This window comes from Saccharothrix sp. NRRL B-16314 (assembly GCF_000716595.1).
In the GTDB taxonomy this organism is placed as follows: Bacteria; Actinomycetota; Actinomycetes; order Mycobacteriales; family Pseudonocardiaceae; genus Actinosynnema.
In genome coordinates this window covers 41,114-54,289 of the sequence record NZ_JNXC01000020.1, presented here as the reverse complement: position 1 = coordinate 54,289, position 13,176 = coordinate 41,114, and the positions used below count along the sequence as shown (strand labels likewise).

Here is a 13,176-nt window from a genome sequence, read left to right as displayed (position 1 = left end):
GCGTTCTAAACGTAGGACTCACGCGGGGTTTGCGTGAGTCCTACGTTCGCGTCGGGTGAGTCCTACGTTCCGTACCCGTGAGTCCTACGTTCGGAACGGGTGAGTTCAACGCTCAGGCGGGGACCGGGGTGCTCGGCGCGGTGCGGAGCGACGGCTCGGCGGGTGCGTTGAGGACCTCGTCGTCCAGCAGGCCCTCGGTGCGGGCGACCAGGACCGGAACGGTGATCTGGCCGGTCACGTTGGTGGCCGTGCGGACCATGTCCAGGATCGGGTCGATCGCGTAGACGACCGCCACGCCGGTGGCGATGACCTCCGGCGGCATGTTCACCGCACCCAGCGTCAACGTCAGCATGGTGAACCAGCCGGTGGTGCCGGCGGTGGCCAGCGCGCCGAACACGGCGACCGCGACGATCGCCACGTACTGCCACAAGCCGAGCTGCACGCCGAACAGGTTGGCGATGAACACGGTGGCGATGGCCGGGTACACCGCGGCGCAGCCGTCCATCTTCGTCGTGGTGCCCAGCGGCACGGCGAACGACGCGTAGTCGGCGTCCACACCCAGGTTCGCCGCGGCCTGCCGGCTCAACGGCAGCGTCGCGCCCGACGACCGCGACACGAACGCGAACTGGATCGCCGTCCACGCCTTGCCGAAGAACGTCACCGGCGACACCCGGCCGACGAACCGCAGCAGCAGCGGGTACACCACGAACAGCACCAGCAGCGACCCGCCGTACACGGACGCGATCAGCGAGAACAGCGGCCCGACGAACGAGTTGCCGTAAGTCGCGAACGCCGTGCCGATCAGGCCGAAGACGCCGATCGGCGCGAGCAGCACGATCCAGCCGACGATCTTCTGGATCAGGTCGAACGCCGACCGCGTCAGCGACACGAACGGCGCGGCCTTCTCGCCCAGCGCGTACGCGGCGAAGCCGACCAGCACCGAGATGAACACCACCTGGAGCACTTCGCCCTCGGTGAAGGCGCTGAACAGGTTCGACGGGATGAGCGTTTCGAGCAGGGTGCTCCACGAGCCCTGGTCGCGCGCGGCCAGCTTCTCCACCGCCGCCTGCGACGGCTCGACCTGCACGCCGGCGCCCGGCTTGAAGACCAGCGCGATGGCCAGGCCGATCAGCACGGCGATCAACGAGGTGATGGCGAACCACAGCAGCGTCTTGCCGCCGAGCCGGGCCGCGCGCGAGGTGCCGAGCCTGCGGAGGCTCGTGATGCCCACCACGATCGCGGTGAACACCAGGGGGATCACGGTGAGTTGCAACAGGCTGGTGAAGGCGTCACCGATCGTGCCGAGGGCGGTGATCAGCCACGCCTGGTCGGTGCTCTGGGCGACGTACCCCGCGAGCGCGCCCAGCACGAGCGCGGCGAGGACGGTGATGCCGAAGACCTTCGGCTTGGTGTAACTGCGGACGAACGACATGGGTGTGCTCCGGAATCGGCGCAGGGTGGACGACCGGGACGGACGGCCCGGGGCGGACGGCGGGGGCGTCAGCCCCGACAGCCCGTGTTCGTCCTGCGCCCGAAGTCGATGTGACGGCGGCGCGTCAGCAGTTCACCCACGGCTCCCCCAACGCGAGACTCCTGCCAGGAGCTTCCCGCATCAGGCGGATTGTGACCACGGCTACCACATGTCGGACACCGCGACGCCGACTTGACGGAGCAGCTTCCGGGTGAGCGGCAGGCTGATGCCGATCACGCTGGACGGATCGCCGTCGATGCCGTCCACGAACCAGCCGCCCTGCCCGTCGAGCGTGAACCCGCCCGCCACCTGCAGCGGCTCGCCCGTCGCCAGGTACGCCTCGAGCTCGTCGTCGGTCGGGCGGCCGAACCGGACCAGCGTCGCCTCGTGCCCGGCGGCCCGGTCCACGACCTCCCCGCCACGCATCCGCAGCACCGCGTGCCCGGTGAGCAGGGTGCCGGTGGTGCCCGCCATCTTCTTCCAGCGCTCGCGCGCGACCTCGACCGTGCCGGGCTTGCCGTGCACGTCGCCGTCCGCGGTCATCAGCATCGAGTCGCACCCGACGACCACCGCGTCGTCGTACGTGCCGTCGTCCGGTGCGGTGGCGATCGCCTCGGCCTTGGCCGTCGCCAGCGCGGTCACGAGCTCTGCCGGCTTCGCGTCGGCGAGGGAGGCGGTCAACGCGTCCTCGTCGACGCCGGACACGCGGACAACGGGCTCGACCCCGGCCGCGCGGAGCACGGCCAGGCGGGCGGGGGACTGGGAAGCGAGGACGAAGCGCACGCGTCGAAGCCTAGGCGGTGTGCCGGAGGTCTCGTCCCAGAGACCTCCGGCGCACCGCCGGCTCTGGTGCCGGTGACCTGAGCTGTCCCGGCGGCCCGGTCAGCCCCGCAGCAACTCGCGGAGCACGTCGTCCAGCGGGGTCGGCTTCAGGTCGAACTCGGCGGCCGTGTCGGACCAGTCGAGGACCGACTCGCGCAGGTACAGGTACTGCATCTCCGTCATCTCGGCCATGACCGGGTCGGCGGCGGCCTGCGTGTGCAGTTCGAGCGGGGTCATCTCGCGCACCGGCGGCAGGGGGACGCCGGCCACAGCCGCGTACCGGGCCGCCATGTCGCGGATCGGGAGGTCGGAGGTCTGCGGCGTGTGCCAGGCGCGGCCCCACGACCGGTCCGACGTGGCGACGGCGACCAGCGTCGCGGCCACGTCGCCGGTGTACGTCCAGCTGTGCGCCACGTCCAGATCAGCGGGGAACACGACCTCCTGTCCCGCGAGCACCTGCGGTCCGATCAGCAGGTTGAACATGGCCAGCGCGCCGACGCCCAGGTAGTCGCCGGGGCGGACCTCCGCGAACCGCAGCCTGCCCGCCTCGTGCGCGGCGAGCCCGTCGAGGTACATCCGCGCCCGGACCCGGCCCTTGATCGAGATCGGGCGCATCGGCAGGTCCGGCGTCAGCGGGCCGTCGATCGGGCCGCAGCCGTAGGGGTTGGACAGGTTCACGTACGCGGCGCCGGTCTGCTCGGCGGCGGCCAGCAGCGCGTCCGACAGCGCGGGCGTCTCCTCCGGCCACCGGTGGTACGGCGGCATGGCGCAGTTGATGATCGTCGCGGCGCCCTCGGCCAACCCGGTCAGGTGCAGGGTCGCGTCGGCGGCGACCACCTCGATCCGGTCGTGCTCGGGCCCGGTGCCCCGGCGGGTGACCACCCGGACGTCGTGGCCGGACTCGGCGAGCCGCAGTGCGGTGGCGGTGCCGGTCGGACCGGCGCCTACTACAACGTGGAATGTCATGCAGTCGAAGGTATTGCCCGGCAAGAAGACTGTGGATAGCCAAGAAGCTCCAAAAGATGTCCTAGAGTCTTCACCATGGATGTCCTCAGTGACGTGCTGACCGTGATGCGAACGGGTCGCCCGACCGCGGCCCGCTCCGTCAGCCAGGCGCCGTGGGGCGTCCGGTTCCAGCGCGGCACGGCCGCCGGCTGCCACGTGGTCCTCTCGGGCAGCTGCTGGCTCATGTCCGAGCACCGCGAGCCGCTGCCGCTCGGCGTCGGCGACGTGCTGTTCATCCCGCACGGCGACGGCTACGCGCTCGTCGACCGGCCCGGCACCCCGACCGTCGACTTCGAGCCGGAGCCGGACGACGCGACCCCGCTCGACGAGATGCACATCGACGGCGGCGGCGCGGCCACCGAGCTGCTGTGCGCGTCCTACAGGTTCGACCCGGCGCGGTCGCACCCGCTGCTGGCCGACCTGCCGACGATCATCCACGTGCCCAACCGGGTCGGGCAGCACCCGTCGTTGCGCAGCGCGGTCGAGCTGCTGGGCGACGAGCTGTGCGACCCGCGTTCGGGCACCGAGGCCGTGCTGCCCGCGTTGATCGACATGCTGCTGCTGTACGTGCTGCGGGCGTGGCTGGACGAGCAGCCCGGCGACGCGGCCGGCTGGGCGACGGCGCTGCGCGACCCGGCCATCACCACGTCGCTGCGCCAGATGCACCGCCACCCGGAGAAGCCGTGGACGGTGGTGGACCTGGCGGCCGTCGCGGGCCTGTCGCGGGCGGCGTTCGCCAAGCGGTTCACCGCGGTCATCGGCCAACCGCCGCTGGAGTACCTGACGTGGTGGCGCATGACGACGGCCGCGCGCATGCTCCGCGAGACCGACGCACCGCTCCGCGCCGTCGCCACCCACTGCGGGTACGCCTCGGAGTACGCGCTCGGCAAGGCGTTCAAGCGCGCGTACGGGGTGGCACCGGGCCTGTACCGCGGGCGGGTGGGTACGTGATGCCGAAGCCCGGCAGCGGCGTCGGGACGTCGTGATCCCGGCGTTGCGTAGATCTACCGATGCGCCCTGCGCGGCGGTCGGGCACCGTCGGAATCGTGCAGCGTTTGGCTCTGGTGGTCCGCCGGACCGATCGGGGTCGAGGCCGGTACCGGTGGCTCCTGGTGTTCCCGGCCGTCCTCGTCCTCGTCCTGACGGCGCGGATCGTGTCGACGGACCCGGTCGGGTACGGCGTGCCGTTCTGGCCGTTCGCGAACGGCAGCGACCGCGTCGAGTACCTGGTGATGGACCACGTCACGTCCGTGGTGCGCACGTTGCGGCGGCTGGACGCGGTGCCGTCCGCGGTGGCCGCGGAGGGCGTCGAGGTGCTGGACGCGCGGGTCGGTGCGAGCAGCATGTGGATGCGGGTGCGCATGCACGTGCCGGACGGTTCGCGTTGCCGCGAGGTGACCGTCCTCGGCGACACCGGGGTGCAGGTCAACTCACGCCGCGTGGACTGCTGAAGTCCACTGCTCAAGCCCACTGCTCAAGCCCACTGCTGGAGTCCACTGCCGAAAGACCGGCTGAAACGGGACCACCGCCGAACCCGGGAGTCCGGCGGTGGTCCTGGAACGCCTGTCAGCCCGGTAGGCCGGACGAGCGCCAAGCTCCGGGGCCGTGCGGCAGTGCGCGCCTGAGCAGCCGCGACTTGTCCGCCCACGCCGACCGGCGCAGCTTGTCCCCGACCTGGCCACCGCTCGCGGCCAGGCCCGCCACGACCGCCGCCACCGCGGCCAGTTCCACGTCGTCCGGGTTCCCTCGCACCACCCGGAGGTGCGGCGCCCCGCTCACAGCGGGATGTTCCCGTGCTTCTTGGGCGGCAGCACCTCGCGCTTGTCGCGCAGCATCGCCAACGCCCGTGCGACGTACGCCCGCGTGGACGACGGCGGGATCACGCTGTCGACGTAGCCGCGTTCCGCCGCCACGTACGGGTTGCAGAGGGTGTCCTCGTACTCCTGCTGCAACTTCGCCCGGAGCGCGTCCACGTCCTCGCCCGCGCTCGCGGCGGCGGCCAACGTCTTGCGGTGCACGATGTTCGCCGCGCCCTGCGCGCCCATGACCGCGATCTGCGCCGTCGGCCACGCCAGGTTGATGTCCGCACCCAGGTGCTTGGACCCCATCACGTCGTACGCGCCGCCGTAGGCCTTGCGGGTGATCACGGTGACCAGCGGCACGGTCGCCTCGGCGTACGCGTAGATCAGCTTCGCGCCGCGCCGGATGATGCCGTTCCACTCCTGGTCCGTGCCGGGCAGGAAGCCGGGCACGTCGACGAACGTCAGCACCGGGATGTTGAACGCGTCGCACGTCCGCACGAACCGCGCCGCCTTCTCCGCGGCGTCGATGTCCAGGCAGCCCGCGAACTGGGTCGGCTGGTTGGCCACGATGCCGACCGAGTGCCCGTCCACCCGGCCGAAACCGACCAGGATGTTCGGCGCGAACAGCGGGTGGACCTCCAGGAACTCACCCTCGTCCAGCACCCGGGTGACGACCTCGTGCATGTCGTACGGCTGGTTCGCCGAGTCCGGGATCAGCGTGTCCAGCTCGCGGTCCGAGTCGGTGATCGAGTCCTCGATCGAGCCGTGCACCAGGTCGTCCGCCGTGTCGAACACGGGCGGTTCGGACATGTTGTTGGCCGGCAGGTACGACAGCAGCTCCTTGACGTAGGAGATGGCGTCGTCCTCGTCACCGGCGAGGTAGTGCGCGTTGCCGGACTTGGTGTTGTGCGTGCGACCGCCGCCCAGCTCCTCGAAGCCGACGTCCTCACCGGTGACGGTCTTGATCACGTCCGGGCCGGTGATGAACATGTGCGAGGTCTGGTCGACCATCACCACGAAGTCGGTCAGCGCGGGCGAGTAGACGTGGCCGCCCGCGGTCGCGCCCATGATCAGCGAGATCTGCGGCACGACGCCGGACGCGGCCACGTTGCGGCGGAAGATCTCGCCGTAGAGGCCGAGCGAGACGACACCCTCCTGGATGCGCGCGCCGCCGCCCTCGTTGATGCCGACCATCGGCCTGCCGGTCTTGATCGCCAGGTCCATGACCTTGACGATCTTCTCGCCGTAGACCTCGCCGAGCGAGCCGCCGAAGACCGTGACGTCCTGGCTGAACACGCACACCGGGCGGCCGTCCACGGTGCCGTAGCCGGTCACCACGCCGTCGCCGTAGGGCTTGTTGCGCTCCTGCCCGAAGTTGGTCGAGCGGTGCCGGGCCAGCTCGTCCAGCTCGACGAACGAGCCGGGGTCGAGCAGCATCTCGATGCGTTCACGCGCCGTCTTCTTGCCCTTGGCGTGCTGCTTCTCCACCATTCGCGCCGAACCGGCGTGCACGGCGTCGTCATTGCGCCGGTACAGGTCGGCAAGTTTCCCGGCCGTGGTGTGAACGTCCGGCTCGTCGCCGATGGGGGCGGTCCCACTGCTCATGGCCGCGCAGCTTAGCCGGGTCGGATCGGCGGGCCGCCGGTGTAGTAGCCCAGCTCACGATCCGCGGTGTTGACCTCCAGTGCGGTGGAGGTTGCAGGCTTGACCCCGTGATCCGCCCCACGGTCCACACCGCTCCGACAAGCGCGTGGGGCGGGTCGCGACTTCCCGCGTAGGCCATGCGGTCGAACGCCGGCGCTCATAGTCTGCGCACCGTGACCCTGGACGCCGCGGGACTCCGCGCCAAGCTCATCGGCCCCTATGCGGCCATCGACGTCGTCGATCACACCGGTTCCACCAACGCCGACCTGCGCGTCGCGGCGGCCAAAGGTGCCCACGACCGCACCGTCCTCATCGCCGAGCAGCAGACCGCCGGGCTGGGACGACGAGGTCGCGGCTGGTCGTCGCCGACCGGTGGCCTCTACCTCAGCGTGCTGTTCCGGCCGGGTGGTGTGTCGCCGTCACGGCTGCCGTGGTTGACGCTGCTCGCGGGTGTGGCGCTGGTCCGCACGGCGAGGAGCGTCGGCGTGGACGCCACCCTGAAGTGGCCGAACGACCTGCTCATCGGTGACGCCAAGGCGGCGGGCGTGCTGGCCGAGATCACCGCGGGCGCGACGCAGGCCGTCGTCCTCGGCATCGGGCTCAACGTGGCGAAGCTGCCCGACGACGTCGAGCCGGGCGCGGGCGGGCTGCGGCCGACCAGCCTCGAAGACCACGGCGGCCCGCTGGACCGCACCGAGGTCGCCGTCACCCTGCTCACCGAACTGGACGCGCTCGAAGGCCGGTGGCGGCGGGCCGGCGGTGACGAGCCGTCGTTGCGCGAGGAGTACCGCGAGCACTGCGTCACGCTCGGCCGCCCGGTGCGGGTGGAGCTGTCGAGGGGCGAGCAGCTGCTCGGCACGGCCCACGACCTGGAGTCCGACGGCACGCTCGTCGTCCGTGACGATTCAGGTGCCGACCACGCGATTTCCGCGGGGGACGTGGTGCACCTCCGGGTACGGTGAACCTGCCCAGCAGGGGGCGAGCCCGGTCAGCGGCGAGCCCAGCCACCGAAAGGGACCGTCGTGGCCTACCCGGACGACCTGCTCAGCCCCAGCGAGCACGTCGTGATCCACAAGCACCCGCACTGGAAGACGTTGGTCGTCCCGGTGCTCGTGCTCCTCGTCGCGGTCGGCGGTGGCGCCTACCTCGCGGCGCTGGTGGCCGACCTGAGCTGGGCGGCGGTCGCCTGGATCGCGCTGGCCGCGGTCGTCGTGGTGCTGGTCACCTGGCTGACGCTGGCGCCGGTGGTCCGCTGGCGCACCACCCACTTCATCGTCACGAGCGACCGCGTGATGTACCGGATCGGCGTGTTCAAGCGCACCGGCCTGGACATCCCGCTCGGCCGCATCAACAGCGTCCGGTTCGAGCACAGCCTGGTGGACCGGGTGCTCGGCTGCGGCACGCTGATCATCGAGTCGGCTTCGGACGAGCCGCTGGAGTTCGACGACATCCCGGGGGTGGAGAAGGTGCACTCGATGCTCTACCGGGAGATCAACGACAACCCGGAGGACGACTTCCGGCACGAGGAGAAGGTCGGCGATGGGAGCGCGTGACGTCGGTCTGCCCGAGGCGGTGGGCACGAGCGGACTGCCGGACCGGGTGACGATCTGGGAGGTCGGTCCGCGCGACGGGCTCCAGAACGAGTCCGAGGTCGTGCCGGTCGCCACCAAGCTCGAGTTCCTGGACCGGCTCGCCGACGCGGGCGGCACGGTCCTGGAGGCCACGAGTTTCGTGCACCCCAAGTGGGTGCCGCAGCTGGCCGACGCGGAGGAGCTGCTGGCCGGCCTGGTCAAGCGCCCCGGCGTGAGCTACCCGGTGCTGGTGCCCAACGAACGCGGCCTGGAGCGCGCGCTGCGGGCGGGCGTCGACCACGTCGCGATCTTCGCCAGCGCCACCGAGACGTTCGCCCGGCGCAACCTGAACCGGTCGCTGGACGAGCAGTTCGCCATGTTCGAGCCGGTCGTGGCCAAGGCCAAGGCCGAGGGCCTGCTGGTCCGCGGGTACGTGTCGATGTGCTTCGGCGACCCGTGGGAGGGCGCCGTGCCGCGCGACCAGGTCATCGGTGTCGGCAAGCGGCTGCTGGACATGGGCTGCGACCAGCTCTCGCTGGGCGACACGATCGGCGTGGCCACACCCGGCCAGGTGACGGCCCTGCTGGCCGGCTTCGGCGGGGTGGACCGGCTGGCGGTGCACTTCCACGACACGTACGGGCAGGCGTTGGCGAACACGTTGGCCGCGTTGCAGTCGGGCGTGCGCACGGTCGACTCGTCCGCCGGCGGCCTGGGCGGCTGCCCGTACGCGGAGTCCGCGACCGGCAACCTGGCCACCGAGGACCTGGTGTGGATGCTCGACGGGCTGGGCGTGGCGCACGGCGTCGACCTGGACAAGCTCGCCGACACCAGCGCGTGGATGGCGGAACGGCTCGGCCGGCCGAGCCCGTCGCGGGTGGTGCGGGCGCTGCGCGGCTAGCTCGTCATTCGTGAAGTGAATCCGCTCGGGTGAATCCGTCGAACGGGCGGGAACCGGCGTGTCGGTCGTAACGTCCAACGCGCGACCGACGACCATGCCACCGCGGCCGGCCGTGGCAAATCGGACTGGCGACGGCGTAGACCGGAGGTGGCCGTGACGACCGATCACCGTGCCCGGGTGGACGAGCTGCTCGCCGACTACCGGCGCAGCCGTGACCAGTTGGCGTCGGTTCAGCGCGACCTGGCGAAGGTGTCCGGGTCGGCCACCAGCCCGGACGGCTCCGTGACGGCCGTGGTCGACGCCAAGGGCGCGCTCGCCGACCTGGTGTTGAGCGACAACGCGTACCGGCTGCGTCCCGCGCAGCTCGCCGAGCTGATCGTGCGCACCACGCGGGACGCCGCGGCCGAGGCCGCCGAAGGCGCCTACCGCACGTTGAGCCCCGTGCTGCCCGCCGGCACGGACCCCGAGGCGTTGTTGCGCGGGACGGCCGACCTGCGCCCGGAGGAGATCCGGCCGCCCGAGCCACCTCGACGGCGTCCGGTCGTCGACGACGACGAGGACTTCGAGCAGCGCGACTGGCTGGACGGCGACGCCGCCGTCCACGGGAGCAGCGGCCAGAGGAGAACGAGATGACCGGCTTCCAGACCGACCTCGCCCGCCTCGCCGAAGGGGCCGACGACTTCACCGCGTTCGCCGAGCGCGCCGGGAAGATCGCGGGTGACCTGGGTGGCCTGCTGGACTCCCTCGGCGATTGCTGGGGTGGTGACGCGATCGGGCAGAGCTTCGCGGCGAGCCACGTGCAGCCGTCCGGTGACGTGTTGGCCGGGCTGAGCGGGTTGGGCGGCGGGTTCGGCGGCATCGGGGAGCGCTTCGCCGAGACGGCCCGCACGTACCGCGAGGTCGAAGAGGGCAACCGCAACGCGCTCGGCGCGATCTGACTCAGGGGGCCGTGATGGGGATCGAGCTGCCGGCCGAACTGGCCGAGGTCGCCGCCAAAGCCGGCGTGTCGTGGCCGCAGGCCGACGAGGACGCCCTCCGCGCCTCCGCCACCGCGTGGCGGGAGGCGGGCGCCAAGCTGTCCACGTTGGCGGGGGAGTCCGACGGTTCGGCGAGCAAGGCACTGGCCGCCATGTCCGGGTCGGCCGGTGATGCGGCGCGCGGCCACTGGGGCAGGTTCACCGCGCCGGACGGCACGTTGAACTCGGTGGTGCGCGGGTGCCACGCGGCGGCCGACCGGTTGGACCACGCGGCCGAGCAGGTCGGCGCGGCCAAGGTCGAGTTGGTGCGCGAGCTGGTGAACCTGGCCAAGAACAACGACGCGGCGCAGCAGGCGGCGGGCGCCGGGCACCCGACGGCGTTGCTGGGGCTGGACGCCGCGGTGCGTGGTGCGGCGGCGAACGTCGCCCACCTGACCGACACGTTGACGAGCGCGGTGCGGTTGGACAGCGGCGTTCAGGTCGGCGGCCAGCAGCCTCTGGTGAACGCCAATCCGGGGGTTCACGCGCCGGGTGACGCCGGTTCCGCGCAGGGTTCCGGCCCTGGTTCAGGTCCGGGTTCCGGTGTGGCGCCGGGTGGCGACCAGCAAGGTGGTGGCCAGCCGGGTGGTGGCCAGCAGAGCGGTGGCCAACAGAGTGGTGGCCAGAGCGGTGGTCTGCTCGGTGGTCTGCTCGGCGGTGGTTCGCCGGGCGGCGACCAGGGGCAGGGCGGCGGGCTGGTGGACGGTCTGCTCGGCGGCGTGACCGGCGATGGCGGTGCTGCGAGTGGCGGTGCTGCGAGTGGTGCTGCTGGTGGCGGTTCGGGTCAGGCTCCCGGTCTGGTCGGCGGGCTCGTCGGTGCCGTGACCGACACGGTCGGCGCGGTGGCGCAGCCGGTCGTGGGCGCGGTCGGCGCGGTCGTGCCACCTGTCGCGGCCGTGGTGGAACCGGTGCTGGACACGGCGGGCGACGTCGTGCAGGGCGCGGGCGATGCCGTCGACAACACGGTCGGCCGCACCGTCCAGGGTGTGGTGGACACGGTCCAGGGCGTGACCGAGACCGTGGTGCCCGGCCGTGACAACGGACCCGGGCACGACAACGGACCCGGGCACGGCGGCACCCCGCCGGGTCAGGCCGGAGCACCGTCGGGCCAGGGCCCCCGGATCGTCGGCGACCTGCTGAACCCGGTCCTCGGCGCGGTCCCGGCCGCTGCCGCGACGGTCGGGGACGTCGTCACGCGGACCGAGGGCACGGTCAACCAGTCGTCGGCGGCGCTCCTGGACCGTCCGCTGCCGCACACCGAAGCCCCGCACGCGCCCGCCCAGCCCGCGACGCCGGTGTCGAACCAGCCCTCGCCGCAGGGACCGGGGTTCGGCGGCCCGTCGCTCGGCGGTGGACCTGCCGCAGCGGCGCCGGCTGCGGCGGCTGCCTCCGTGGCGCAGAACCCGGCCGCGAACGCCGCTGCCAATGCCGCCGCGAACACGCAGGCTCCGGGTCAGCAGACCGGGCAGCAGGCGGGGCAGAAGGCCGAAGCCCGTGCGGCACAAGCGGTTCAAGCCCAGCCTCAGCCCGGTCAAGCCCAGTCGGGGCAAGCCCAGGGCCAGTCCCAGCCTGGCCAGAACCAGCAGGGGCAAGGCGCGGGCGGTCAGGCCAAGGACGCGGGCGCCGCCCAGGCCAAGGGCGAGGCCGTGGCCAAGGCGGAAGGCCAAGCGAAGGCGGACGGTCAGGCGAAGGCCGAAGCCAAGGACGTCCTGGCCGCCGTTGCCCAGCAGGTCAAGGACAGCGCACTCGGCCTGGCGATCCTGCCCGTGCCGATCGGCGTGCCCGCCGGCGCGCGCGACACCACCTCCACCGGCTTCCCGCTCCAACCCGGCCCGACGGCGGGAACGCTGCCGGCCGAACCGGGAGACAACCGGCCTTCGTCCCCGGTCGAGGCCGCGCGGACCGCGCAGCCGACCACCGAAGCGGCGGCCTTGTTCCTGCTGCACATGTTCCCCGGCGGCAAGCTCCCGCAGCCCAGCGCCGAACCGGCACGCCAACTGCTCCCGCCGTCCGAGGACGAGTCGTTCGCGGCGGGGCTGCGCTTCGAGCCGCAGGGCCACCCGGACGGCCACTTGGTGGACGCGTCCGCCAAGTTCGGCTTGGACCTCCTCGCCACCGGCCAAGAAGGACTGCGGTCAAGGCTGTCCGGTGCGGACCCGACCGAAGCGCCCACGGCCGCGGTGTCGACCGACCCGGTGCCGGCACGCAACCGCCCGCGCGTGGTCCTCACGCCCGGCACCGCGCCCGACCCGGAGCTGCTGGACGGCTACGACCCGTTGGCGGGCCTGCACGAACGCGACTGGGAGCGCAGGTTCCTGGTCCGCGCCGACCCGCCCGAGTACGCCTGGCCACCCGGTGAGCTGTTCCCCGAGGGCGGTTACGAGGCGGGCCAGGCCGGCAGCCTCGCGGTCGGCGTGGAGCTGGACCGGTTCGGCGGACCGGAAGGCCGGGTGCTGTCCCAGCTCGGCACCGCGTACCCGGCGCGGTCCCTGCCGCCCGCGCTCGTCGACTCGGGCTACCACCGCTACCGGGTGGTCAAGGTGCTGCCGGTGTGGTTCACCTTGTCCGCCGAGTGGTTCGGGCAGCCCGGCGGCGGCGTCCGGTACCGCGCCACCTACCCGGTCGCCGACCTGATCGCGCTGGGCTACCTGGAGGAGATGGGATGAACGCCGAGTCGATCCAGGGTTGGCTGCTGGCCGTCGGAGTGCCCGCCGAGGTCGTGTCGATCGGGGCGGAAGCCGACAACACGTGGTGCCTGCTGCCGACCGAGGAGGGTTTCGAGGTCTTCTGGCGCGAGCAGGGCAACCGGTACGACTGGGCGGCGTTCACCAGCGAGGACGTCGCCTGCCACTACCTGTTCGGCCGGCTGGTGTGGGCGCAGGTGGTGCGCGGCGCGGTCGGCGTGCTGACCCAGCCCGAGACCACGCAGCCGGAAGCGGCGCAGGCC

Annotated in this window: 13 protein-coding genes and 1 pseudogene; 9 read left to right on the top strand and 5 right to left on the bottom strand. The window is 72.1% G+C overall.

The genetic code is table 11. The annotated features are described in order from the left end of the window. Positions 1-112: 112 nt before the first annotated feature. The 3 genes from OQ02_RS25100 to OQ02_RS25090 all read right to left on the bottom strand — a co-directional run bounded on the left by OQ02_RS25100 (position 113) and on the right by OQ02_RS25090 (position 3,259). Entirely contained in the window at positions 113-1,432 is a 1,320-nt protein-coding gene (locus OQ02_RS25100; protein ID WP_033441025.1) for a dicarboxylate/amino acid:cation symporter, read from the bottom strand. A 201-nt stretch (positions 1,433-1,633) separates the two neighbouring features. Then, complete coding sequence (locus tag OQ02_RS25095) at positions 1,634-2,254, bottom strand: Maf family protein (RefSeq protein WP_033441024.1); 621 nt, start codon at positions 2,252-2,254, stop codon at positions 1,634-1,636. 99 nt (positions 2,255-2,353) lie between these two features. Then, the gene (locus tag OQ02_RS25090) at positions 2,354-3,259 is read right to left on the bottom strand and encodes an NAD-dependent epimerase/dehydratase family protein (protein ID WP_033441023.1); all 906 of its coding nucleotides are present in this window, start codon (positions 3,257-3,259) and stop codon (positions 2,354-2,356) included. Between the two features lie 75 nt (positions 3,260-3,334). On the opposite strand from OQ02_RS25090, the gene OQ02_RS25085 reads away from it, so the two are divergent. Further along, positions 3,335-4,249, top strand: a complete 915-nt coding sequence (locus OQ02_RS25085; RefSeq protein WP_033441022.1) for an AraC family transcriptional regulator — start codon at positions 3,335-3,337, stop codon at positions 4,247-4,249. A 95-nt stretch (positions 4,250-4,344) separates the two neighbouring features. Continuing rightward, the gene (locus OQ02_RS25080) at positions 4,345-4,749 is read left to right on the top strand and encodes a hypothetical protein (RefSeq protein WP_156077303.1); all 405 of its coding nucleotides are present in this window, start codon (positions 4,345-4,347) and stop codon (positions 4,747-4,749) included. A gap of 115 nt (positions 4,750-4,864) precedes the next feature. Here the strand turns inward: OQ02_RS25080 and OQ02_RS25075 are convergent, their stop codons facing one another. Both OQ02_RS25075 and OQ02_RS25070 read right to left on the bottom strand, forming a co-directional pair. Further along, the gene (locus OQ02_RS25075) at positions 4,865-5,077 is read right to left on the bottom strand and encodes an acyl-CoA carboxylase subunit epsilon (protein ID WP_033441020.1); all 213 of its coding nucleotides are present in this window, start codon (positions 5,075-5,077) and stop codon (positions 4,865-4,867) included. Beyond that, positions 5,074-6,705: an acyl-CoA carboxylase subunit beta gene (locus tag OQ02_RS25070; RefSeq protein WP_033441019.1), complete on the bottom strand. Its 1,632-nt coding sequence runs from the start codon at positions 6,703-6,705 to the stop codon at positions 5,074-5,076. The genes OQ02_RS25075 and OQ02_RS25070 overlap by 4 nt, the downstream gene beginning before the upstream one ends. Positions 6,706-6,881: 176 nt before the next feature. Between OQ02_RS25070 and OQ02_RS25065 the strand changes: the two genes are divergently transcribed. From OQ02_RS25065 to OQ02_RS25035, 7 genes and pseudogenes are all read left to right on the top strand, one after another. Further along, a complete protein-coding gene (locus tag OQ02_RS25065; protein ID WP_051772785.1) occupies positions 6,882-7,706 on the top strand; it encodes a biotin--[acetyl-CoA-carboxylase] ligase in 825 nt (274 codons plus the stop codon). 60 nt (positions 7,707-7,766) lie between these two features. Then, a complete protein-coding gene (locus tag OQ02_RS25060) occupies positions 7,767-8,297 on the top strand; it encodes a PH domain-containing protein (protein ID WP_033441017.1) in 531 nt (176 codons plus the stop codon). Then, positions 8,284-9,213: a hydroxymethylglutaryl-CoA lyase gene (locus tag OQ02_RS25055; RefSeq protein ID WP_033441016.1), complete on the top strand. Its 930-nt coding sequence runs from the start codon at positions 8,284-8,286 to the stop codon at positions 9,211-9,213. The genes OQ02_RS25060 and OQ02_RS25055 overlap by 14 nt, the downstream gene beginning before the upstream one ends. Before the next feature lie 153 nt (positions 9,214-9,366). Continuing rightward, positions 9,367-9,846: a YbaB/EbfC family nucleoid-associated protein gene (locus OQ02_RS25050; RefSeq protein ID WP_051772784.1), complete on the top strand. Its 480-nt coding sequence runs from the start codon at positions 9,367-9,369 to the stop codon at positions 9,844-9,846. Further along, positions 9,843-10,151: a hypothetical protein gene (locus OQ02_RS25045; RefSeq protein ID WP_033441015.1), complete on the top strand. Its 309-nt coding sequence runs from the start codon at positions 9,843-9,845 to the stop codon at positions 10,149-10,151. Before OQ02_RS25050 ends, OQ02_RS25045 begins: the two co-directional genes overlap by 4 nt. A gap of 14 nt (positions 10,152-10,165) precedes the next feature. Continuing rightward, complete coding sequence (locus OQ02_RS41305; RefSeq protein WP_051772783.1) at positions 10,166-12,895, top strand: TNT domain-containing protein; 2,730 nt, start codon at positions 10,166-10,168, stop codon at positions 12,893-12,895. Beyond that, positions 12,892-13,137, top strand: a pseudogene (locus tag OQ02_RS25035) (hypothetical protein); the annotation flags it as partial. The gene OQ02_RS41305 and the pseudogene OQ02_RS25035, both read left to right, overlap by 4 nt. Positions 13,138-13,176: the final 39 nt, after the last annotated feature.